Source organism: Rhodococcus sp. 06-156-4 (genome assembly GCF_002259345.1).
Taxonomy (GTDB): domain Bacteria; phylum Actinomycetota; class Actinomycetes; order Mycobacteriales; family Mycobacteriaceae; genus Rhodococcoides; species Rhodococcoides fascians_E.
Map to the genome: position 1 here is coordinate 235,432 of NZ_NPGB01000031.1, position 20,836 is coordinate 256,267.

Annotated in this window: 21 protein-coding genes; 11 read left to right on the forward strand and 10 right to left on the reverse strand. The window is 64.7% G+C overall.

Annotation, left to right across the window (positions count from 1 at the left end; translation table 11 throughout):
- Positions 1-2: 2 nt before the first annotated feature.
- Together CH290_RS23605 and CH290_RS23610 are read right to left on the reverse strand one after the other, a co-directional pair.
- The gene (locus CH290_RS23605) at positions 3-314 is read right to left on the reverse strand and encodes an AzlD domain-containing protein (protein WP_019667025.1); all 312 of its coding nucleotides are present in this window, start codon (positions 312-314) and stop codon (positions 3-5) included.
- Positions 311-979 carry an AzlC family ABC transporter permease gene (locus tag CH290_RS23610; RefSeq protein WP_033189391.1) on the reverse strand — a complete coding sequence of 223 codons (669 nt, stop codon included), beginning with the start codon at positions 977-979 and terminating at the stop codon, positions 311-313. The genes CH290_RS23605 and CH290_RS23610 overlap by 4 nt, the downstream gene beginning before the upstream one ends.
- A gap of 69 nt (positions 980-1,048) precedes the next feature.
- Between CH290_RS23610 and CH290_RS23615 the strand changes: the two genes are divergently transcribed.
- Entirely contained in the window at positions 1,049-1,597 is a 549-nt protein-coding gene (locus tag CH290_RS23615; protein WP_019667027.1) for a helix-turn-helix domain-containing protein, read from the forward strand.
- A 54-nt stretch (positions 1,598-1,651) separates the two neighbouring features.
- On the opposite strand, the gene CH290_RS23620 is transcribed toward CH290_RS23615, so the two are convergent.
- The gene (locus CH290_RS23620) at positions 1,652-3,022 is read right to left on the reverse strand and encodes an MFS transporter (protein WP_019667028.1); all 1,371 of its coding nucleotides are present in this window, start codon (positions 3,020-3,022) and stop codon (positions 1,652-1,654) included.
- A gap of 178 nt (positions 3,023-3,200) precedes the next feature.
- Between CH290_RS23620 and CH290_RS23625 the strand changes: the two genes are divergently transcribed.
- Positions 3,201-4,412 (forward strand): PucR family transcriptional regulator, encoded by a 1,212-nt coding sequence (locus CH290_RS23625; RefSeq protein WP_019667029.1) that lies wholly within the window; start codon positions 3,201-3,203, stop codon positions 4,410-4,412.
- Here the strand turns inward: CH290_RS23625 and CH290_RS23630 are convergent.
- Positions 4,399-5,481 (reverse strand): zinc-dependent alcohol dehydrogenase, encoded by a 1,083-nt coding sequence (locus tag CH290_RS23630; RefSeq protein WP_033189390.1) that lies wholly within the window; start codon positions 5,479-5,481, stop codon positions 4,399-4,401. The genes CH290_RS23625 and CH290_RS23630 overlap by 14 nt on opposite strands.
- Before the next feature lie 257 nt (positions 5,482-5,738).
- On the opposite strand from CH290_RS23630, the gene CH290_RS23640 reads away from it, so the two are divergent.
- From CH290_RS23640 to CH290_RS23665, 6 genes are all read left to right on the forward strand, one after another.
- Positions 5,739-6,908 carry a thiolase domain-containing protein gene (locus tag CH290_RS23640; protein ID WP_033189388.1) on the forward strand — a complete coding sequence of 390 codons (1,170 nt, stop codon included), beginning with the start codon at positions 5,739-5,741 and terminating at the stop codon, positions 6,906-6,908.
- Positions 6,905-8,494, forward strand: a complete 1,590-nt coding sequence (locus CH290_RS23645) for an acyl-CoA synthetase (RefSeq protein ID WP_080748721.1) — start codon at positions 6,905-6,907, stop codon at positions 8,492-8,494. Before CH290_RS23640 ends, CH290_RS23645 begins: the two co-directional genes overlap by 4 nt.
- Complete coding sequence (locus CH290_RS23650; protein ID WP_019667033.1) at positions 8,491-9,372, forward strand: PCC domain-containing protein; 882 nt, start codon at positions 8,491-8,493, stop codon at positions 9,370-9,372. Before CH290_RS23645 ends, CH290_RS23650 begins: the two co-directional genes overlap by 4 nt.
- On the forward strand, positions 9,369-10,151 hold the full coding sequence (locus CH290_RS23655) for an SDR family NAD(P)-dependent oxidoreductase (protein ID WP_020112308.1): 783 nt from the start codon (positions 9,369-9,371) through the stop codon (positions 10,149-10,151). Before CH290_RS23650 ends, CH290_RS23655 begins: the two co-directional genes overlap by 4 nt.
- 2 nt (positions 10,152-10,153) lie before the next feature.
- Positions 10,154-11,515 carry an FAD-binding oxidoreductase gene (locus CH290_RS23660; protein ID WP_212555962.1) on the forward strand — a complete coding sequence of 454 codons (1,362 nt, stop codon included), beginning with the start codon at positions 10,154-10,156 and terminating at the stop codon, positions 11,513-11,515.
- A gap of 228 nt (positions 11,516-11,743) precedes the next feature.
- Positions 11,744-12,967 carry a reverse transcriptase family protein gene (locus tag CH290_RS23665; protein ID WP_033189569.1) on the forward strand — a complete coding sequence of 408 codons (1,224 nt, stop codon included), beginning with the start codon at positions 11,744-11,746 and terminating at the stop codon, positions 12,965-12,967.
- Between the two features lie 19 nt (positions 12,968-12,986).
- On the opposite strand, the gene CH290_RS23670 is transcribed toward CH290_RS23665, so the two are convergent.
- From CH290_RS23670 to CH290_RS23680, 3 genes are all read right to left on the reverse strand, one after another.
- Positions 12,987-14,363, reverse strand: coding sequence for a serine hydrolase domain-containing protein (locus CH290_RS23670; RefSeq protein WP_033189386.1), 1,377 nt, complete (start codon positions 14,361-14,363; stop codon positions 12,987-12,989).
- Positions 14,364-14,437: 74 nt separating this feature from the next.
- Positions 14,438-14,620: a hypothetical protein gene (locus CH290_RS23675; protein WP_051104983.1), complete on the reverse strand. Its 183-nt coding sequence runs from the start codon at positions 14,618-14,620 to the stop codon at positions 14,438-14,440.
- Between the two features lie 101 nt (positions 14,621-14,721).
- Positions 14,722-15,684, reverse strand: coding sequence for an aldo/keto reductase (locus CH290_RS23680; protein ID WP_033189385.1), 963 nt, complete (start codon positions 15,682-15,684; stop codon positions 14,722-14,724).
- A gap of 64 nt (positions 15,685-15,748) precedes the next feature.
- Between CH290_RS23680 and CH290_RS23685 the strand changes: the two genes are divergently transcribed.
- On the forward strand, positions 15,749-16,663 hold the full coding sequence (locus CH290_RS23685; RefSeq protein WP_170947523.1) for an aminotransferase class IV: 915 nt from the start codon (positions 15,749-15,751) through the stop codon (positions 16,661-16,663).
- A gap of 3 nt (positions 16,664-16,666) precedes the next feature.
- Here the strand turns inward: CH290_RS23685 and CH290_RS23690 are convergent, their stop codons facing one another.
- The 3 genes from CH290_RS23690 to CH290_RS23700 are packed head-to-tail and all read right to left on the reverse strand — an operon-like array spanning position 16,667 to position 19,121.
- Positions 16,667-17,797, reverse strand: a complete 1,131-nt coding sequence (locus CH290_RS23690; protein ID WP_230620999.1) for a serine hydrolase domain-containing protein — start codon at positions 17,795-17,797, stop codon at positions 16,667-16,669.
- A 26-nt stretch (positions 17,798-17,823) separates the two neighbouring features.
- Complete coding sequence (locus CH290_RS23695; RefSeq protein WP_033189383.1) at positions 17,824-18,522, reverse strand: 3-keto-5-aminohexanoate cleavage protein; 699 nt, start codon at positions 18,520-18,522, stop codon at positions 17,824-17,826.
- 32 nt (positions 18,523-18,554) lie between these two features.
- Positions 18,555-19,121 carry a TetR/AcrR family transcriptional regulator gene (locus CH290_RS23700; RefSeq protein ID WP_033189382.1) on the reverse strand — a complete coding sequence of 189 codons (567 nt, stop codon included), beginning with the start codon at positions 19,119-19,121 and terminating at the stop codon, positions 18,555-18,557.
- Positions 19,122-19,214: 93 nt separating this feature from the next.
- On the opposite strand from CH290_RS23700, the gene CH290_RS23705 reads away from it, so the two are divergent.
- Together CH290_RS23705 and CH290_RS23710 are read left to right on the forward strand one after the other, a co-directional pair.
- Positions 19,215-20,054, forward strand: a complete 840-nt coding sequence (locus CH290_RS23705) for an alpha/beta fold hydrolase (RefSeq protein WP_026348123.1) — start codon at positions 19,215-19,217, stop codon at positions 20,052-20,054.
- A gap of 65 nt (positions 20,055-20,119) precedes the next feature.
- Positions 20,120-20,818, forward strand: a complete 699-nt coding sequence (locus CH290_RS23710) for a YoaK family protein (RefSeq protein ID WP_033189381.1) — start codon at positions 20,120-20,122, stop codon at positions 20,816-20,818.
- Positions 20,819-20,836: the final 18 nt, after the last annotated feature.

The window sequence follows — 20,836 nt, forward strand, 5'->3', positions numbered from 1 at the left end:
TATCACGCAACTCCGAACCATCGGAGCGTTGCTGTCGTCGCGGCAGCAGCCACGACGATCGTCACGAACGATGCTGTGCGCCAAGCAAGGACCGCGGCGACAAGCACTCCGGCCGGGCAGGCGAACCCGGCGAACCCGTAGTCCACGATCAGTGCGGACGTCGCGATCAACGCCACGAAGATGACGGCCACCGCGATGGACACCAGTCGCTCGACGCGGGGCGAGATCGTCGTTCGGCTGCGGAGGTACGGTCCGACGAGCCGAAACGCCAGGGTTCCCGCCGCGAGCCCGACCATGGGAAGCACGTAGTTCATGCCGTTGCCTTCCTTGCGACGAACGCGGGCACCACCGCTGCCAGCGCGAGCAACACCGGCAGGCCCGGCGGCAGAATCAACGCCGCGGCTACGGAGATCACCGCGCCGAGCAGAGCGGTGTTCCTCGTGAGTGGATCGCGGAGTGCTGGAGCAACGAGCGCGATGAGCACCGCCGGAAACGCTGCGTCCAGTCCGAGAGCAGCGGTGTCGGTGATCCTGCCACCGAGAAATGCCCCACCCAGCACGCCGATGTTCCACGCGACGAACAGGCCGACGCCGCACAACCAGAACGTGGATCGTCGACGCTGGGGGTCGGGCTCGGCGGCCGCGAACGCCACGCTTTCGTCGGTCACGAGGTGCGCCCCCAGGATCTTGCGAGGCCAGGACACTTCGCCCAACGAATCTCCGACGGAGTACCCGAGCGGGATCAGCCGCGCGTTCACCAGTAGTGCGCCGGCCATCGCGGCGAGCGGATTTCCCCCTGCTGCGAGCACTCCGACGACGATGAACTGGGCCGCACCGGCGAAGACCAGTACCGACATCGCCAGGGGAACCCACATCGGAAGGCCTGCGCCGACGGCGATGGCTCCGAACGACGCACCGACGAGGCCGTCGGCGAGGCAGACGAGACCGATGTCGCGGCGGGTTCGCCAGATCGAACGCATGGACAGAATAATGAACCCTAGGTGTGGTGTTCGTCAAGATGGACGCTTGTACCGATAGAGTGAACAACTGTGTCCGCCCCGATCGCCGCCATCGCCGCGTCCCTGCACCGCGAACGAACGAGGATGGGACTGTCGCTGGCCGAGCTCGCCCGACGCGCAGGAGTAGCCAAGTCGACCTTGTCCCAGCTCGAATCAGGAACAGGCAACCCCAGCGTGGAAACGCTGTGGGCGCTGAGCGTGGCACTGAACGTCCCGTTCGCTCGGCTGGTCGAGCCGGTGAAGCCACGCGTGCAGCTGATCCGAGCAGGTGACGGGCCGAAGTTCTCCTCCGACACAGCCGACTACGTAGCGACGCTGCTCGCCTCCTGCCCACCGAACGCACGCCGCGACATCTATTTCGTCAGCGCACAGATCGGCGAGCCTCGAAGGTCCGACCCACATTCACCCGGCGTCGTCGAGCACGTGATCCTGTCCGCCGGCCGAGCACTCGTGGGGCCCACCGACGAGCCCGTCGAGCTCCACCCGGGCGACTACATCAGCTACCCCGGCGACGCGCCCCACATCTTCGAAGCCATGAACGCCGACACCACAGCAGTTCTGGTGTCCGAGCACGTGTGAACAAAGAGCCGGCCGTCACAGCGTCTGCGACGGCCGGCTCATGGGGGCGCGGGATCAGACGACGGCCGTCTCCGATTCGTCGTGCTTCTGCATCGTGCTGTCCACCAGACGCCTACGTACGACGAACAGCAGGGCGACGGACATCGCCATGAAGCCGCCGACGACCCACAGTCCCGCCTTCGAACTTCCGGTCGTGTCGAGGAGCCAACCGGTCATGTACGGGGCGGCCAACCCTGCGGAAGCGCCGATGGTGTTCACCAGAGCGATGCCCGCGGCAGCTCCGGCGCCGGTCAGGAAGGTGGTCGGCAGGTACCAGAAGATCGGGAGGGCAGAGAAGATACCGACAGCGGTGATCGTGATGACGACCATCGTCAGGAACGGCGAATTCATGTACATGGCTACCGGAACGCTGACTGTCGCAAGCGCGGTCGGTGCGATGAGGTGCCACATACGTTCGCGCAGACGGTCGGAGCGACGAGTCCACAGAATCATCGATACCGAGGCAATCAGGAACGGCACGGCGACGATCAAGCCGTTCTCGGCGATGGAGAACGTCGTGTCGAACTGCTGCGCGAATCCAGCCACGATCGTGGGCAGGAAGAAGCTGATGGCGAACAGACCGTAGCCGATGCCGAAGTACGTCAGTCCGAGAAGCCAGACTGTCGAGTTGCGCAGAGATTCGCGTACCGAGACGTGGCCGGTGGTTGCGGTCTGCGACTGTTCCGTCTCGATACGGCGGTCCAGCCAGTTGCGCTCGTCCGCGGTCAACCATTTGGCGTCCCGCGGGCGATCGGTGAGGTAGAACCACGCGGCGATGCCGAGCAGCACCGTCGGGATTCCCTCGACGAGGAACATCACCCGCCAACCCTCCAGTCCGAACAGACCGTGCCAGTACTGGATGATCGCGCCGGAAATCGGAGCGCCCAGCGCGCTCGACAGCGGCAGGGCGACCATGAACACACCGACCAGTCGAACTCGAACTGCACGCGGGAACCAGAACGTCAGGTAGAGCATGATGCCGGGGAAGAAGCCGGCCTCGGCGATACCGAGGGCGACGCGAGCGATGTTGAGCCAGGTCGCATTGGGAACGAACGCCATGAGGGCCGCGATCAGACCCCACGAGACGAGGATGCGAGCGATCCAACGCCTGGCGCCGAACTTGTGCAGTGCCAAGTTGCTCGGAACCTCGAGGAGTATGTAGCCGACGAAGAATAGACCGCTGGCCAAGCCGTACATCGTCTCGGTAAGGCCGAGGTCCTCGCTCATCGTCAGCTTCGCGAACGAGATGTTCGTACGGTCGATGTAGTTGAGGAAGTACGCGAGTCCGAGGAACGGGATCAGCCGCAGCGCAACCTTGCGCATGACGCGGTTGGCCATCTGATTCTCCGGCACCGACTCGTCGGGTAGGTGGGTGCGTGACGCCATTGCATCGCTCCAGTCTCGTTCTACGAAGCCCGTCGAATTGTGGCGGGCTCACACACCTTGCTCCCATAGTGACCTGTGTCACGACCGTTGCGTGACGAAGCTCGAGGGATCAGTTTCCTCTATTTGTCGAACCCTGGCACTCGGGGTTCGACGAAGTCGTGAGGGCTACGCTTTGCCCATGTCGCGAGACGCCGTTCAAGCAGTCGTCGACCGGTTCGCCGACGAGCTCGGCAGGTCGGTCGTGGTGAACGACCCGGAAGTCCGGATGCTGTTCGCGAGCCGCCACTTCGGCGACGAGGACCCGGTCCGAATCCGCGCGATGCTCAATCGGGACGCCGGGAGCGAGGCCATCGGGTTTCTACTGTCCAGCGGGATTGCCCAGTGGACTCGGCCAGGCCACGTCCCAGGGTCGGAGGCGCTCGGTCTGCACGCCCGTGTGGGAGTTCCGATTCGCTGGCGGGGTGAGATGCTCGGAATGATTCTGGTGATGGACGCCGGCAGCACCATCACCGACGAGGACCTCGGGCGCATTGCTGAGGTGGCTGCTGAAATCGCACCGCTGATGGTCGGTGATCGCACGCCCGAGGACTCGGCGCGCTCGGAAGCTCTCGTTGCTGATCTGCTCGGAACGGACGAGGCAGCCAGGGATGTGGCACTCGCCGAATCGACCGTCGCGGCCGGGTCTGTGCGGGTCGTCGCAATTTCGCTACGCAACGTCAAAGATGCCGAGCTGACGGCGATCGCCCTTCGTCACGCCCTGGTAGCCGCGCGTTCTCGAAGCCGTGGTGACGCGCTGCACAGCGTTGTCGGTGAGGTCGGTTACTTGGTGTACCTCTCGACGGCCGCGCGAGATCTGGAGACCGTTCTCGCCGAGACCAGGACGATGGCGCGCGACGCCGGGGACGTGGCGGGCAAGGGGGCGACGGTCCACGCTGGGGTCGGGGCTCCCGCTTCAGGACTGTCCGAAGCCTGGATTTCGGCGCGTCAGGCCGGACTGGCGGCGACGGTCGCGCGCCGCATCGGTGACGATCACGTCGTTGCATGGGAACGTGCAGGGGTCCTGGGAGTGCTCGCGAGGATTCCGTTCCCCGAACTCGACATCACAGCTGTACCGGACGAGCTGCGCCGTCTCGCAGAAGTCGATCGCTCGGGCCGGCTGATCGAGACGCTGCGCGCGTTTCTCGATCATGCGGGGTCCGGTCCGGGTGCTGCGGAGGCGCTGTTCATCCACCGCACGACGTTGTACTACCGTCTCGACCGGATCCGCGAGGCAGTCGGTGTCGACTTGGACGACGGCACGGTCAGGTTGCACCTACACCTCGGGTTGCGGGTGGCGGACTTGATGCGAGCCGAGGGAATCGACCCGTTCCCGGCGCTCACCGCGCGCTGAGTGCTCCTTCTGACAAGTGGCGGTGTGCCGGTACACCTTGCGGATAGAGAACCACCTTGCACGCGTTGCCAGTGAGCAATTCGATTGCGGTGTCCACCTCTTCGAGTTCCAGACGGTGCGAGATCAGCGAGTCCAGATCGACTCCGCCAGAGGCGACCAAAGCGGTCAGCTCGGTCCAGGAATCCCAGATACGGCGCCCGAAACTGCCTTTGAGAGTGAGGCCGCGGCTGATGAGATGGCGAGTGGCGCTGACCTCCAGCGCCCGGTTCGTCAACCCGATGCTCATCACGGTGCCTTCTCGACGAGTCACCTCCAGTGCGGTCTCCAAGGCAGGCATTGCTCCTGAGCACTCGAGGACGAGGTCGACGCCCCCTGCCGCCCCGGTCAGATCCCGCACCCGATCGACGAGACCTTCGCCCGAGTTCACGAGTGTTGCGCCCAAGGACTCGGCCATCGCACCGCGGTGAGGATTGGGCTCGACCACCAACACCTCGGCGCCCTTCGCTCGCGCGATCTGAAGTGCGGCGAGCCCGATCGGCCCGGCTCCGCTGACCAGTACGTGCGCGCCGTCGAGGCTCATCCCACTGCGTTGGACGGCATGCATGGCACTGCCCGCGGGCTCGAGAAGTGCCGCCGCTTCGAGGCTCAGCTCGTCCGGTAGACGAAAGCAGGTCGACGCGGGCAGCACGACCTGTTCAGCGAACGCACCGTCGATCGTCAGACCCAGAAGGTCCATGCGGAGGCAGTTGTGCGCGTTTCCGCGAACACACTGGAAGCACTCCAAACACGCGACGTGAGTTTCGACGGCCACTCGGTCGCCGACCCTGAAACGTTGGACATCGGGAGCAACCTCGACGACGGTGCCTGCGCATTCGTGGCCGGTGACGACGGGTAGACGAAGACCGAGATCTCTGACGGCTGGACCGTAGTCGAATGTTTCTCGGTCGGTACCGCATACCGATACCGCCCCCACCTCGATCCGTACCTGCCCTCGGCCGAGTTCGGGCTCGGGGTGGTCGGTCACCAGGTCGAAGCCTGGTGCAGGTTCGGTCTTGAGCACTGCGCGCACGTCATACCCCTCGTCGTGAATCGGTGTGGGCTCAGTGTGGGCGTGACGCCGATCACGGGGCATCGAGCGTGGAGTGAGGAATCGGGGCGCCGTTTCCTCCCGCTGTAGAAACGGCGAAATTCGACAACGGGAGGAATTCGGTGCTCGGCCTCTCGTCCGGCGGCGGTGCACCTGGCTCCGATTCGCGACGAACATGACAGGCATCGAGGACGTGACCTGCCTCACGCTCCGTACGCACCGCAACGAGAGGTTCCACCGTGACTGCACCGCACATCATCGGTTGGGCGCATACGCGCTTCGGAAAGAGTGAAAGTCCGGACGTCGAATCGCTGATCGCCGAGGTGTCCCTAGCCGCCATCCAGGACGCCGGTCTCGACGACGCGGATGTGGACATCGTCACGGTCGGAGTCTTCAACAACGGCTTCTCGCGTCAGGGATTCGAAGGCGCACTGGTCGGGGCAGGCCAACCCCGTCTCGCTCTCGTGCCGTCCACCCATGTCGAAAATGCTTGTGCAACGGGGTCTTCGGCCCTGTACACGGCACTCGACAGCCTCCAGGCCGGTCGCGGACGGGTGGCACTCGTCGTCGGCGCGGAGAAGATGACCGCCACCGCGAACGACACCGTCAACGACATCCTGCTGTCCGGTTCGCACCGGGCCACCGAGGAGCAAGCGGGCAGCTTCGCCGGAGTGTTCGCGGGCCTGGCCGACCAGTACGCCGACCGCTACGACGATCCGCGTGATGCAATGGCGCGGATCGCGGCCAAGAACCACCGCAACGGCGTCGACAACCCGTATGCGCACCTGCGACGCGACCTGGGATACGAGTTCTGCTCCACCGAGTCGTCCAAGAACCCAGCCGTGGTCGGACGACTACGACGCACCGACTGCTCGCTCGTCAGCGACGGCGCAGCGGCAATGATCGTGGCACTGCCAGAGGTGGCTTCCGCTGCCCGGCGGTCGGTGCGCATCATCGGCCGTGCGCATGCCAACGATCATCTGGCCATCGCACGGCGAGCGGATGCGCTGGCATTCGACGGCGCGGCGCGGGCGTTTCGCGGTGCACTGCTCGACGCGGGTGTCACTCTCGACGACCTGGATCTGTTGGAGACGCACGACTGCTTCACCATCGCCGAGCTTCTCCAATACGAGGCGTTCGGGTTAGCTGCACCGGGCAAGGGCGCCGAGGTGTTGGCCGAGGGCCGTACCGAACGCGACGGGATACTGCCGGTCAATCGATCCGGCGGGCTGAAGGCGAAAGGCCACCCGCTCGGCGCCACCGGCGTGTCGCAGCACGTCATGGCAGCGATGCAATTGGTCGGAGAAGCAGGCGACATGCAGTTGCCGTCACCGCAGCGCGCAGCGATCTTCAACATGGGCGGCGCAGCCGTCGCCAACTACGCAACAGTATTGGAGACGGTCGGATGAGATCCCTACGTAGAGCAGCGAACCTGGCCGAAGTCCTCCGTCAGACCGCGCGACGGTTGCCGGACGGCATCGCCCTTGTCCACGGAGACGTCCGCTGGACGTGGCACGACCTGGACCGGCGTGTCGACTCATTGGCCGCTGAACTGGAGCGCCGAGGCGTCGGCAAGGGCGACGTCGTCATGCTCGACAGCCCGAACCATCCCGAGTTCGTCCAAGCGATGTATGCGACGTGGCGAATCGGAGCTGTTCTCGCGCCGGTCAATTCGCGCCTACACGACGACGATGTCGCGGTCATCGCCGGGGTCTGTCGTCCCAGTGCAATCGTCGCCCACAGCTCGACAGCATCACATGTCGACGCCGTGCGTGCGTGTGGTGAGCTGAGCGCGGGTGTGTTGTGGATCGAGGGTAGCGACGCCGATGCGGTTGCAGCCGTCGACGAATCGACGCCAGCCGCGCCAGTGGCAACCTACGAGGGCGAACCGGCTTGGTACTTCTTCACTTCGGGTACCAGCGGGACACCGAAGGCCGCGATCCTCACGCATGATCAGCTGGGCTTCGTCGTCAACAATCATCTGGCCGACTTGATGCCCACCACAGATCGTCACTGCGTCTCCCTGGTCGTGGCACCGCTCTCCCACGGTGCGGGTGTACACATGCTGCCGCAGGTGGCCCGCGGTGCGGCGACGGTGCTACCTCCGTCGGGGAGTCTCGTGCCCGCGGAGGTGTGGGGCCTCGTCGAGTCCGAACGAGTGACCAACATGTTCACCGTGCCGACGATCCTGAAGGTGCTCGTCGATCATCCGTCGGTGCACCAGCACGACCACTCGTCGTTGCGACACGTCATCTACGCGGGCGCGCCGATGTACGCACCCGATCAGAAGAAAGCTCGGGAGACCCTGGGAGAGGTTCTCGTGCAGTACTACGGGCTCGCCGAGGTGACGGGGAACATCACCGTACTGCCCAGTGCCGAACACGGTCGCCCAGTGCCGGAGGGGCTTTCGGCAGGAACGTGCGGCTATCCACGGACGGGGATGCTGGTGAGTGTGCAGGACGAGACGGGCTCAGAACTTGGACCAGGAGAAATCGGCGAGCTGTGCGTCGCCGGGCCCGCAGTGTTCGCCGGCTACCTCGACAACGACAACGCGAACGCAGAGGCGTTCCGCGACGGATGGTTCCGCACGGGCGATCTGGGTGTCGTCGACGAAGACGGTTTCGTGTACGTCACCGGCCGATCCTCCGACATGTACATCTCGGGCGGTTCCAATATCCACCCGCGGGATATCGAGGAGAAGATCCTGACGCACGACGCGGTCGACGAAGTTGCAGTCCTCGGTGTGCCGGACCCCAAATGGGGTGAAGTCGGCGTCGCGATCTGCGTGCTGCGAGAGGGTGCAGATCTCACCGCCGACCAGCTCTCCGACTGGCTCGGCGAGCGTATGGCCCGGTACAAACTCCCACGTCACATCTTGTTCCGTGATTCTCTCCCGAAGTCGGGTTACGGCAAGATCGTCAAGCGCACCATTCGAGACGAGCTCGCCGCGCAGGGGTGGGGGCCGTACTCGCAGACGTTGGTGAGCGCGTCGTGACCACCTCGACTGTCCTTGCACCCCTGGTCCACCCAGGTCCCGTTGCCGACCACCGGCTCGAATCCGTGTCCAGCGCAGTACTCGTGAAGCGGGCATCGCTTCCGCCGGGAAGCAGGCTCGTCGACGCCATCGACGGCGAACTGGCCGAACTCGGTGTCGATTCTGCGCAGGTGGAGATACTCGGTGGACCGCTCGCACGGGTGTCCTACTGCGTCCCTGCTCTGTGTACCGACGGCTCTCGCGCGGCGTGGTACAGCGACACGATCGAGGCGACTGCGCCTGCCACCATCGTCGCAGGAAGCGCAACCGTCGGTCGCCGCGAGGGCGAGCGTTTCATGCACTGCCACGCCGCCTGGTACGACGCTCACGGTTCGCTGCGAGGTGGCCACTTGTGGCCGGACACGGTTGTAGGTGCGACTCCTGTCGAGGTGGTGATACGCGGATTCGCCTCCTGCGAGCTACGCAGCAAGCAAGACGACGAAACACTCATGCCGGTGTTCACGCCGTCAGCTGGTGACGGTTCGAGTACCGGGTCGGCGCGAGCGGTGATGACCCGCGTCCGCCCGGGAGTCGAGATTCACGATGCTGTACGAGAAGTGATGTCTCGAAACGGGTTCCGCCGTGCATCGGTCCGCGGCAGCCTCGGAAGTCTGGTCGGTGCGACCCTGCGGCGCGATGACGACATCGCCGTGGCGCCCGGCCCGGCCACCGAGGTGACGATGTCGGGTCATGTCGTCTGCGAGGGTGGCCGGCTCGTGGAGGTTCACCTCCCCACCTTCGTCGTCGACCGCTACGGGAAGGTTCACATGGGCGAGCTTGTCGAGGACGGAAATCTTGTCGCCGTGACGTTCGAGCTGTTGTTGGAAGAGCTCTTGTGAGCGGGCGGTTGGAAGGCAAGATCGCGCTGGTGTTCGGCGCAGGATCCAGTGGTGCCGCGGTCAGCAACGGTCGCGCCGCCGCGCTGACCTACGCGCGCGAAGGGGCCCTGGTGGCGGCGATCGATCGCAATGGCGACGAGGCCGAGCTGACAGCCGAGGAGATCGTCGGAGAGGGCGGAATCGCGGTCGCCTTGGTCGCTGACGTCACCGACGAAGAGCAGGTCCAAGAGGCAGTCGCACTGGCCACCGACAGATTCGGGCCGCCGGATGTGCTGCACAACAACGTCGGAGCGGCCACCGTCGGCGATATCACCGAGATGGACCGAGGCAGCTGGGACACGGCGATGGCGGTGAACGCGACGGGTGTTTTCCTCACCTGCAAACACACGCTTCCCGCGATGCTCGCGCGCAGGAGCGGATCTGTCGTGAACGTCTCGTCCACCGCGGGCATGCGGTACACCGGTTTCGACTACCCGAGCTACAGTGCGTCGAAGGGCGCGGTGAATCAGTTGACGGTTGCGCTGGCGCTGCAGTACGCGGCGCAAGGAATCCGGGTCAACGCGGTAGTGCCGGGACTGATCGACACCCCGCTCGTGTCGAGTCAGTTGGTCACCGATCCCGAGGTGTTGGCGGCGCGCCACGCGAGTAGTCCCACCGGACGCATGGGAACTCCGTGGGACGTCGCGAACGCTGCGGCGTTCCTCGCATCGGACGATGCGGCGTACATCAACGGGGTGTGCTTGCCCGTCGACGGTGGATTGGCGATGAGGGTTCTGTGACCATGCTCGTGCAGTCGATGATCGACACGTTGCCCGCGGACATCGTCGTCGACGACCCGGACATCGTCGCGGCGTACGCCCGTGATCAATCCAAGTTCACCGACGGCGGAATGCCCTTCGCCGTTCTGGTTCCGCGTACCACCGCCGAAGTCTCGGTGTGCATGGCCGCCGCGCATCGACACCGTGTCGCAGTGGTCCCACGTGGAGCAGGAAGCGGCCTGAGCGGGGCAGCGAACGCCACTGCGGGATCGGTAGTGCTGAGTCTGCATCGGATGAACACCATCCGTGAGATCGACGTTGCCAATCGACTGGCAGTGGTCGAACCGGGAGTGATCACAGCAGACCTCCGTGCACGCGTCTCCGAAGCCGGATTGTTCTATCCCCCCGACCCCGGCAGCGTGGAGTTCAGCACGGTGGGGGGAAACGTCGCTACGAACGCCGGCGGAATGTGCTGCGTCAAATACGGAGTGACGGGTGACTTCGTACTGGGTCTCGAGGTGGTGCTGGCGGACGGCCGTGTGTTGCGCACAGGAAGAAGGACCGTGAAAGGTGTTGCCGGGTACGACCTCACGCATCTCCTGGTCGGGTCGGAAGGCACCCTCGGTGTCATCACCGAGATCACCGTCGAACTACTTGCTGCACCTCGCCCGGCGCAGACTCTGGTGGCATCGTTCCCGACGCTGGACGGCGCAGGTCGTGCGGTCGCGGAGATCACGTCGTCGGATCGCACGCCGTCGATGCTCGAAATCCTGGATCGCACCACTGTTCTCGCGGTGGACCGAATGTCGAAGATGGGTATCGAGCCGGGAACGGCTGCATTGTTGCTTGTCCAAAGCGACGACGTCGACGCCGAGGTTGTGCTCGCCTCGATCGAGATGATGTGCTCGCAGCACGGTGCGGTGGACGTGGTGGTCAGTGCGGACCAGGGGGAGGCCGCCTTGTTGTTGGAGGCGCGCAGGTTGGCGCTTCCAGCGCTCGAGCTCCTCGGCGACTGGCTCCTCGACGATGTGGCAGTTCCGCGTTCACGTGTCACCGATCTGATTGCCTCCATCGAGACGATCGCAGAGGAGGCCGGTCTGACGATCGGTGTTTTCGGCCACGCAGGTGACGGCAACCTGCATCCGACGATCATTTACGACGATGCCGACGCCGACAGCCGCGCGGCGGCGATGTCGGCGTTCGACGCGATCACGCGACGCGCGCTCGAGCTGGGTGGCACTATCACCGGTGAACACGGTGTCGGGAGGCTCAAGACCGGGTGGCTGACAATCGAGCACGACGAGACGTCGATGGCGGTGCAGCGGTCGGTGAAGGACGCCCTGGATCCTTCCGGAATTCTCAATCCCGGAGCGGTATTGCGATAGCTCTTCATCTGGCACAGTGGAGATCATGCAGCGGTGCACGGGCGAGAGTCGGTCCGCTGGGCCGATCTCAGGGGTAACCCCTGGGCGAGACAGAAGAACTGGTCACTGCGTCCGACGCCGGTCCGCACGCTCCGCGTGCTCGGCGGCGCCGAGTACACAAGATTCAGGTCGTCCGGCGCCGCTGCATGTACACCGGGTGCCGCGATGAGCCGTCAGTTCAGCCCGCAGATGGCGGCGTGGCTCGCGTCGCTCGCTGCGGATGCTCTGTGGACGCGTGGTGGTCTGGAAGAGGCGTTCCTGCCGATTCTGGGTGAGAAGGCGACGCGTCTGGCGGATCGTCTGATCGACCTGTCGCCGGTCGCGCCGTACGACCCGGAATCACTCCGCGGACTCATCACCGGACTCCCACTGCTACCCGAGCCTGCCACCGTCGAACCATCGCGTCGCACAGATGGTTTCAAGCCGTGGTTGTTCGACGTCCCTCGGTACGCGAGTACCGGAGACCTGGCGGAATCGCTCGATCTGACGATCAGCGAAATCGAGTGGTTCACCGACGCACAGTCCCGGCTCCGGACGGCCGCGACGCCGCTTCGGCATTACCGCGTCACGCCCGTACCCAAGCGAGTCGGATTCCGAATTCTCGAAATACCCAAACCGCGGTTGCGTGAAATCCAGCGAAAGATACTGCGGCGCATACTCGACAACGTTCCTGCTCACAGTGCAGCGCACGGATTCGTCACAGGTCGAAGCCCACGCACGTTCGGAATTCCACATGCCGGGCACACCGTCGTGGTCTCGGTGGATCTGAAGGACTACTTTCCCTCGATCGGAATCGAGCGTGTCGTCGCGGTGTTCGATGCGCTCGGCTACCCGAAATCCGTGGCATGGAGCCTCGCCTACCTCTGTACGACGGCAACGCCCGCGGAACAGCTCGGCGGATTCCCCTACGCCACTGCATCGTTGCTGCGCACACGCCACCTGCCGCAAGGCGCGCCGACGTCCCCTGCGCTTGCCAACCTCGTCTCGCGTCGGCTCGACATTCGGCTGACCGCGCTGGCGAAGTCCCTGGGCGCGAGGTACACCCGGTACGCCGACGACCTGGCATTCTCCGGTGACATCGACGCGGACAAGATCATCTGGAGCGCGAGCAAGATCATCGCCGACGAAGGATTCGCGGTCCATCCGTACAAGACCCGCGTGCGTCGTGCACACAAGCGCCAGCAGCTCACCGGCCTGGTGGTGAACGACTGGCCGTCGGTGCTGCGGAAAGAGTACGACGCACTGCGCGCAATCCTGCACAACTGCGCCGTCACGGGGCCGGATCCGCAGAACCTGTCCGCGATCCCCGATTTCCGTGCGCACCTCTACGGGCGGATCGCACGAATCGGCGAGACGAGCGCAGTGAGGCGTCGGAAACTGCTCGAGTTGGCGGAACGAATCGACTGGGAGTGACCGCTGCGCTCTCGTCCCGTCAACCGCCGGTGCGTCGAGGCGTCTCCGGCGACACGGGCAGGCATGCGAACACCAGGCAACCAGGTGGGGCGTCGGACAGTGGCGGCGCTACCGGCCCGGTCGGAACGGCGGCGTCAGGGCCGAGCCCGAGAGTGCCGAGGAGAATGTCGGGGTCGAAGAAGCTGCTGACGTCGATGTCGGGGTTGAACGTCGGCTGGTATGGGATCGACGGAAGGTCCTCGTCGGGCAGCGCTTCCCCGAGTGCACGAAAGAAGTTGGTGTAGAGCTCGCTGTTGGTGCTGGCGCTCAGAATCGTCGACAGGTCCGGAGAGACGTCACCGAGGACCCCGTTCCAGGTCACCTGGATGCCCAGGCTCGGAATGATGAAGTTGTTCTGCTGCAGGAAGCCCACCATGGCGTAGGCGTCGTCGGGCATGCCCGCGAGCATCGGTGTGTTCAGCGTCTGTTGCGACGGGAAACTCGGACCGATGCACGGAGTGTTGTTCAGCCAGAACAAGTATCCGTAACACTGGTTGGCTTCGGACGGAGTCCGCAACTGCCGGATGTACTCACTGCCGATGATGCGACGTCCGTTCCAAACGCCGTCGTTCGCCATGAGCATGCCCAGCCGTGCGAAATCGTTGGGCGGCAGGAACATCAGTGCAAAACCGTACGTGTGGCCCGTGCGATCGCGAGCCCAGTAGTAATCCTGCGGAGCAATGCCGATGGGATCGAACAGCTCTCGCTGCGCAAACGCCTGAAGATCCTCACCGACGGCATTCTCGATCACGTAGGCGAGCAGGTCAGGGCCTAGCTGTGAGTACTGGAACCGGCCCGGCTGCGAGATCGGCAGTGTCAGCGCCTGCGCTGGTGCGTCGACGCCGAATCCGAGGCCAGGAACGATGCCCTCGGCGACTATCCCTTGATCCATACCCGAACTCTGGGTGAGCAGCGCACGTACGGTGATCGCGCGGTGTGCGTCGTCGCCCTCGCCGGCGGGGAGGTAGCGACCGATGGGTGAGTCCACGTCCAGCCGCCCCTGAGTGACAGCGACGCCGGCGAGCATCGAGACGATGCTCTTGGTCGAGCTCCACAGATGCCAGGGGGTGTTGCCGGTGACGTCGTTGAGCGGACCCGATCCGACGAGGCAGTTGTTTCTGAAGATCTGGATGTTCGTTCGCAACCTCGACGACGCGAAGTCGACCGCCCGCTGCACCGCGGCCGCATCCATGCCGACCTCCGCTGCCGAGGCACGCTCGAAACCATCGGCCGCGGCCTCGGGCGCAGAGCACGACCGTTTATCCGGCGGCGCTGCCTGACCCGGAACGGTCGTGCCGATTGCCAGCAGTGCCGTCGACACCGTCGTGACCAGTAGAAGTCGGAAGGCACGTCGCACCGAAACCCCCTGTGAGCCGAATCACTGTCGATCAGGTCTAGCACACAGCGCACGCGCGTACGGGCAGGATCGGCTTACGACGCCTCGGCCAGTTCGATCACGCCGACGCACTGGCATCCGCCGGTGATCTCCTCGCAGTCCAGCACCAGGAAATGACGGACGTACTCCATGTCCACGCAGTCCGGCTCCGTGCACTCGGCGTCGCCGACTGCGTGGATGACGAGCGTTCCTTCACAACGATCTTCGACGGTTCGCATCGACACTCCCTTCTCTTGCACGTCTTGGCCTGTAGCTCCATTGGTATCACCGGAGTCCGACAAGTTCGGGAGAAGGAAGGCGTGTTCGACGCCCGGAGCGATCAGTAACGCGCCCCCGCCGGGTCCGGGAGGTCGTCGAGAGTCTGCAGCTGAGAGGGGGTCAGGCGTACCGACGCGGCGCCTGCGTTCTCGTCCAGGCGTGACGAGCGCCGCGTACCGGGAATGGGGACGACGTGCTCACCCTGCGCCAGTACCCACGCCAGAGCAACCTGCGCAGGGGTGGCTCCCACCTCGTGACCGACGGCTGCGACGGCGTCGACGATGACGAGGTTCGCATCCAGGTTCTCCTGCTTGAACCTGGGTAGTTGCGCACGGAAGTCGTCTGCGGCAGGAGCCGTTCCACGGAAATTTCCGGTGAGAAAACCGCGACCGAGGGGTGAGAACGGGACGAAGGCGGCGCCGTTGCGTTCGGTCCACGCCAGCGACGTCGCGAGATGATCCCGCGTCCACAACGACAGTTCCGACTGCACGGCTGAAATGGGATGGACCGACTGCGCGCGATCCAGCTGTTCGACGGTGAACTCCGAAACGCCCAGTGCGCGAACCTTGCCGGCCTGCACCATCTCCGACATCGCGCCGATGCTGTCCTCGACGGGCACCGCCGGATCGGGGCGATGCAGGTAATAGAGGTCCACGTGGTCAACCCCGAGTCGCCTGAGCGAGTCGTCGATGGCCGAACGGAGGTGGTCCGGGTGACCGTTGGGGCCCGAAATGACCGGTTCCCCAGCGTCGCCGACGTGTGATTCGAGCCCGCCTTTGGTTGCCAGGGTCACCTCGTCGCGACGGGAGCCGATGGCTGCACCCACTACTTCCTCGTTGGTGAACGGTCCGTAGACGTCGGCGGTGTCGATGAAGTTCACCCCGACATCGAGTGCGTGGCCGATGACGCGATCGGGACTCTCGGAGTGCTCGTCCGCTTTGTATGCCCAGGTCATGCCCATGCAGCCGAGGCCGATTGCGCCGACGCTCGGGCCGTTCTTCCACAGTGTTCGGGTGGGAACCATGACTACAGACCCTACGCCCGATATTCGCTGTCGCCCGTGCTGCGGCTGCCGATACCATCGCCGCATGGCTACTCCTCACGGCAAAGTGTTCTTCGGAAACGGCATCGTCGATGCCCACGACGCGAAGCTGGGGGTCGCCACTTCCGCAGTCCTGTACGGGCTCAGCGTGTACACGGTGTTCCCGGTGCACGTATCGGCGCAGACGCGCACGGCGTTCAGACTTCAGGACCACTTTCAGCGACTTCTGGAGTCCTGCAGAATAATCGGGATCGACACGTTCGCGCAGCAGTGGACGTACGAGCGGTTCACCCAGGTCGTGCGTGAGGTCGTTCAGGCCAACGACCCTCAGCGCGAGGTGTACGTCAGAGCGACCGTCCACGTGGACGAGTCCATTCCGGGGACACGAGTCCGTGGTTTGAGCACCACGGTGTCCATCTTCCTGTACGACGCGGTGCCCATCGTCCCGCAAGACGGAATGCGCCTCAAAACCAGTGTGTGGCGCCGAATCCCGGACAACGCCATCCCATCGAGAGCCAAGGTCAACGGCGCGTACGTCAACTCCGTGCTCGCCAAGCAGGACGCGATCGACAGCGGCTTCGACGACTGCATCTTCCTCGATATCAACGGCCACGTCTGCGAGCTCAGCGCCGCGAACATCTTCCTGGTCAGAAACGGTGTCCTGATCACTCCCGACGTCACGAGCGACATCCTCGACGGCATCAACCGCCGGACCATCCTCACGCTGGCCCGCGAGGAAGGACTCGAAGTGCATGAACGCGTCGTCGACCTCACCGAGCTGTACATCGCCGACGAGGTGTTCGTGTGCGGCACGTCAGCAGGAGTGGCGCCCGTCTTCCAGATCGACGGCCGAGCCGTCGGATCCGCTCCAGTGCTCGGCCCGGTCTCGGCGACACTGCGCAAGCGACATCAGGACGCGTTGACCGGAGACCAGGCGCACGGCTGGGTCACCGTCCTCTGACGTTCACGACGGGCAGGTGGCGGCGAGCCCGGCCACGAGACCGTTCAGGGCGGGTTGCTCCAACGGATCCGTCGCCGGGTCGATGGCCGACGCCGTCCATCCGAGAGTGACCTGCCTGCTGCCGTCGGGACTCGAGAACGACAGTGTGCGGTACCCGAAACCGTTACCGCGCTGACCGAACACCACCTCGGCCGCCCCCGGATTGCACGCGTCACCGCCGACGAGCAACCCCAGGCCGTACCCCGACGGGGTCACCTGCTGCATCTGGTCGACGAGCGTTCGCGGTAGCAGGGTCTCGTCGAAGAGAGCGCGAAAGAACGTGTTGACGTCGCCGACGGTGGAGACGACAGCTGCGCTTGCCGACCAGATCGACGGATCGACATCGCTGATGTCGACGAGGGTGTCACCTTCGAGGATGTACCCGTGCAGTCCGTCCTCCGGAATGGCGGCGACGCTCGGATAGGACGTCGACGTCATCTGTAGGGGTTCGAACACCCGCTCGTGCAACGAATCTGCGATGCTCCTGCCGTCGAGCTGAGCAACGATCTTGCCGAGTACGACGTAGTTGGTGTTGGAGTAGGAGAATTGGGCACCGGGAGCCGCGGGCCACGGCTGTGCCAGCGCGAGCGCGATCAGTTCGTCGTCGGAATAGGTGTCGTCGGCGGCCGCGACGAGCCCCGCCACGTCGGACGGCACGAGAGTCTCGAGATAGTTCGGCAGACCGCTGGTGTGATCGAGCAGCTGACGGACGGTCACCGGCTTGGGCAGAAGACCGGGAAGCACGTCGTCGACGGTTGTCTCCAGGGTCAATTTCCCCTCGTCGACCAACTGCAGAACAACGGCCGCCACCATGGATTTGGTGATACTGGCGATTCTCAGAGGATCCTCGGCGGACGCGGCCTCGTCGGACCCGCGTTCGACGACGCCCGCCGCGCCTTCCCACTCACTGTCGCCGTCCCGAAGGGCGATGACCGCGGCCGGCGCTCCGGCGCTCACCAACTGGTCGACGACGGCCTGGGCGTCGGCAGTGCGAATGGTTCCTGGATCGGTGGGTGCAGGCGAGCTCTGCTCAGCAGAACACGAGACAAGCACAAGGGCAGCTGCAAGGGGGAGTACTGCCGAGCGAAGGTTCACACTTCGGACATTACCGGCGGACTTCGTCAGACACGGAAAAATGCGAGCGCAGAGGTCACCAGGTCGGAGTTTCCGGTGGCAGGAGAGCCGTCGGGCATGGTCAGGGTGTCTTCCAAGCCGATGCGAGTGGCCAATCCCTGTGCGACGGCCGATCGTAGTGTGGCCCAACATGTGTCGTCCTGACCGTGCAGCAGCAGCGGGACTCCGCTCGTGTCGGTGAGTGCGATCAGTTCGTCGGCGACGTCCTGGCTATCTCCCGGCTGGACTTCCAGTAAGGCCCGTATGCAGTCTCCGGTGAGGCCGGAGGCCAGCCATGCGCGTGCGGATGCGGCGGTCCACAGACCCGCCTCGACGCCGACGCCTCGGCGCATCAGCAGTCTTGCCAGATCCGCTGCGCCCTCCTCGTGCCAGTTGACCGACGCGAAATCGGGCAGGGTGGTCCAGGATTCGACTGCGGCCAGCCGGGATACGGCGTCGGGTGTGCTCCACGCTCCGGTAGTCACGCCGACCGGAACTCCGGCTGCGCGGGCAGCGCGAACTGCGGCGGCCACGTGTTCTGCGGCAAGCGAATCGGTGCCGTCCGGAGTCTTCGGATGTACGTGAATTGCCTCGGCGCCTGCGTTCACTGCGGCGATGGATTCTGCCCTGATCTGGTCCGGGGTGATCGGAATTGCGCTGTGCTCCGCTGGTGTTCGAGGGCCGTTGATGCACGCCTTCAGTCTCATCGGCCCAGACGCGCTCATCGGCCCAGACGCGCTCATCGGCTGGCCGCGTCGAGGAGGACCGTCGCGGCTCGCTTTGCCGCGACGGCGGACTCGGGAGATTCCGAGATGGCTGCGGTGGTCTGCGCGCCCTCGGCAAGTAATGCGATCTGAAGGCCGAGATCCTGCGGGCATCCTGCCTCGACGGCCAGATCGGTCACGTACTCGACGAATTCGCGTTTGTGCTGGTGTGCAGCGTCGGCGACAGCCGGCATGGTTGCACCGAGCTCGCCGAACGAGTTGATGAAAGCGCAGCCGCGGAAGTTGTCTTCACGAAACCAGGCGTCCAGGAAGTCGAAGATGGAGAGGACCTTGTTTCGCGGCGAATTGTGCTTGGAGGCCTCCATCAGGATGCGCTCGTTCCACACCGCGGTCCGGCCGGCAAGTACCGCGGCGACGATGTCCGACTTGGACGGGAACAGCGAGTACATGCGTTTGAGCGAGATCCCGGCGGCGGTCCGCAGTTCGTCCATGCCCACTGCTTGAACGCCACGTGTGTAGAAGAGCTCGTCAGCGGCTACCAAGACGGCCGATCGTGCGTCGCTCGTTTCCACTGCCACCACCTCCTTGCGCAGAGAACCATCGTTCTCTACCGTAGTCCATGACGGGAGAACGACCGTTCTCCCACCGGAAGATCCCGAGGGAAAGGCAACAACATGGCTTTCGTCAATGTGGGCACGGAAAACAGCACACCTGTGGACGTCTACTACGAGGATCACGGCAGCGGGCAGGCAGTGGTGCTCATTCACGGCTACCCGCTCGACGGCAACTCCTGGGAGCGCCAGAGCCGGGAGCTTCTGAAAGCCGGCTACCGGGTCATCACGTACGACCGTCGCGGATTCGGCAAGTCCAGCAAGCCCGTGACCGGCTACGACTACGACACCTTCGCCGCCGACCTGAACGCGGTCCTCACCGAACTCGACCTGACCGACGTCATCCTCGTCGGCTTCTCGATGGGCACCGGGGAACTGGCACGCTACGCCGCCAAGTACGGCACGGACCGCGTCGCGAAGTTCGCGTTCCTCGCATCGCTCGAGCCGTTCCTGCTGCAGACCGACGACAACCCGGCAGGCGTCCCGCAGTCAGTGTTCGACGGAATCGACGCAGCCGCTCGCGAAGACCGCTTCGCGTGGTTCGACAACTTCTACAAGGACTTCTACAACCTCGACGAGAACCTGGGCAGCCGCATCAGCGAAGCAACCGTGCGCGCCAACTTCGCCACCGCGGCAGGAAGCGCACCGGTAGCCGCCTACGCCGTGGTCCCGACGTGGCTCGAGGACTTCCGCGCAGACGTGCAGAAGGTGCGCGAATCCGGCAAGCCCACTCTGATCCTGCACGGCACCAAGGACAACATTCTTCCCATCGACTCGACGGGACGCGAATTCACCAAGGCATTCCCCGAAGCTCGGTACGTCGAGGTCGACGGTGCCCCGCACGGACTTCTGTGGACCCACTACCAGGAAGTCAACGAGGCTCTGCTGAACTTCGTCAAGTAACCAATATGAGTGGAAATGTAGGCCAGAGCCTACATTCCACTCTCGAAGCGGGGTAGCATCCGGCCGTGCCGGAAGACACTCCACAGCCGGTCGTGACGTCGGAGTCCGTGCGACTCGGCGTCCTTCTGGCGGCAGTCGGCGGGTTCGTCGACGTCTACACCTTCATGACGCGCGACGGCGTGTTCGCGAACGCTCAGACCGCCAACGTGGTCCTCTTCGGTATCGATGCCGCAGGGGGCCATTGGCGGTCCGCGGCGGGATACCTCCCGCCCTTGGTGGCATTCGTTTTCGGTGTCTTCGTCGCCGAGTCCCTGTCCAGCCCCGGCTTGACGCGGGTCGTTCGTCGGCCGATCCGTGCCGTCCTCGTGATCGAGATCCTGGTGCTGTTCGTCGTGGGCTTCGTCCCGGAGTCGGCACCGAATGCCGTTGTCACGGTGTCCATTTCCTTCGTTGCCGCTCTGCAGGTGACGACATTCAGGGTGCTCGTCGACCAGGCCTTCAGCACGACGATGACCACCGGCAACCTTCGTAGCTTCTCTCAGGCGATCTACCACCGACTGTCCGACGGTGACACCGCCGCCGGACTGCGTGCCGTCAACTTCGGATCGGTCATCGCGGGGTTCCTCGCCGGTGCCGTGCTCGGCGCCTTCGCGGTACGAGTCCTCGGCGTGGGCGCGGCCTGGGTCGCGTCGGGAATGCTCGTCGTCGCGCTCGCCCTGTTCCTGTTCGACGAATGGCGTGGGGTTCCGCGGGTGCGCCGCTGATTGACGCCGTCCACACGT

Bases quoted from the DNA above. Each gene is read 5' to 3' on its own strand.
- CH290_RS23605 (WP_019667025.1), bottom strand. From the start codon at position 314: ATGAACTACGTGCTTCCCATGGTCGGGCTCGCGGCGGGAACCCTGGCG.
- CH290_RS23610 (WP_033189391.1), bottom strand. From the start codon at position 979: ATGCGTTCGATCTGGCGAACCCGCCGCGACATCGGTCTCGTCTGCCTC.
- CH290_RS23620 (WP_019667028.1), bottom strand. From the start codon at position 3,022: ATGGCGTCACGCACCCACCTACCCGACGAGTCGGTGCCGGAGAATCAG.
- CH290_RS23625 (WP_019667029.1), top strand. From the start codon at position 3,201: ATGTCGCGAGACGCCGTTCAAGCAGTCGTCGACCGGTTCGCCGACGAG.
- CH290_RS23645 (WP_080748721.1), top strand. From the start codon at position 6,905: ATGAGATCCCTACGTAGAGCAGCGAACCTGGCCGAAGTCCTCCGTCAG.
- CH290_RS23660 (WP_212555962.1), top strand. From the start codon at position 10,154: ATGCTCGTGCAGTCGATGATCGACACGTTGCCCGCGGACATCGTCGTC.
- CH290_RS23665 (WP_033189569.1), top strand. From the start codon at position 11,744: ATGGCGGCGTGGCTCGCGTCGCTCGCTGCGGATGCTCTGTGGACGCGT.
- CH290_RS23675 (WP_051104983.1), bottom strand. From the start codon at position 14,620: ATGCGAACCGTCGAAGATCGTTGTGAAGGAACGCTCGTCATCCACGCA.
- CH290_RS23680 (WP_033189385.1), bottom strand. From the start codon at position 15,684: ATGGTTCCCACCCGAACACTGTGGAAGAACGGCCCGAGCGTCGGCGCA.
- CH290_RS23685 (WP_170947523.1), top strand. From the start codon at position 15,749: ATGGCTACTCCTCACGGCAAAGTGTTCTTCGGAAACGGCATCGTCGAT.
- CH290_RS23695 (WP_033189383.1), bottom strand. From the start codon at position 18,522: ATGAGACTGAAGGCGTGCATCAACGGCCCTCGAACACCAGCGGAGCAC.
- CH290_RS23705 (WP_026348123.1), top strand. From the start codon at position 19,215: ATGGCTTTCGTCAATGTGGGCACGGAAAACAGCACACCTGTGGACGTC.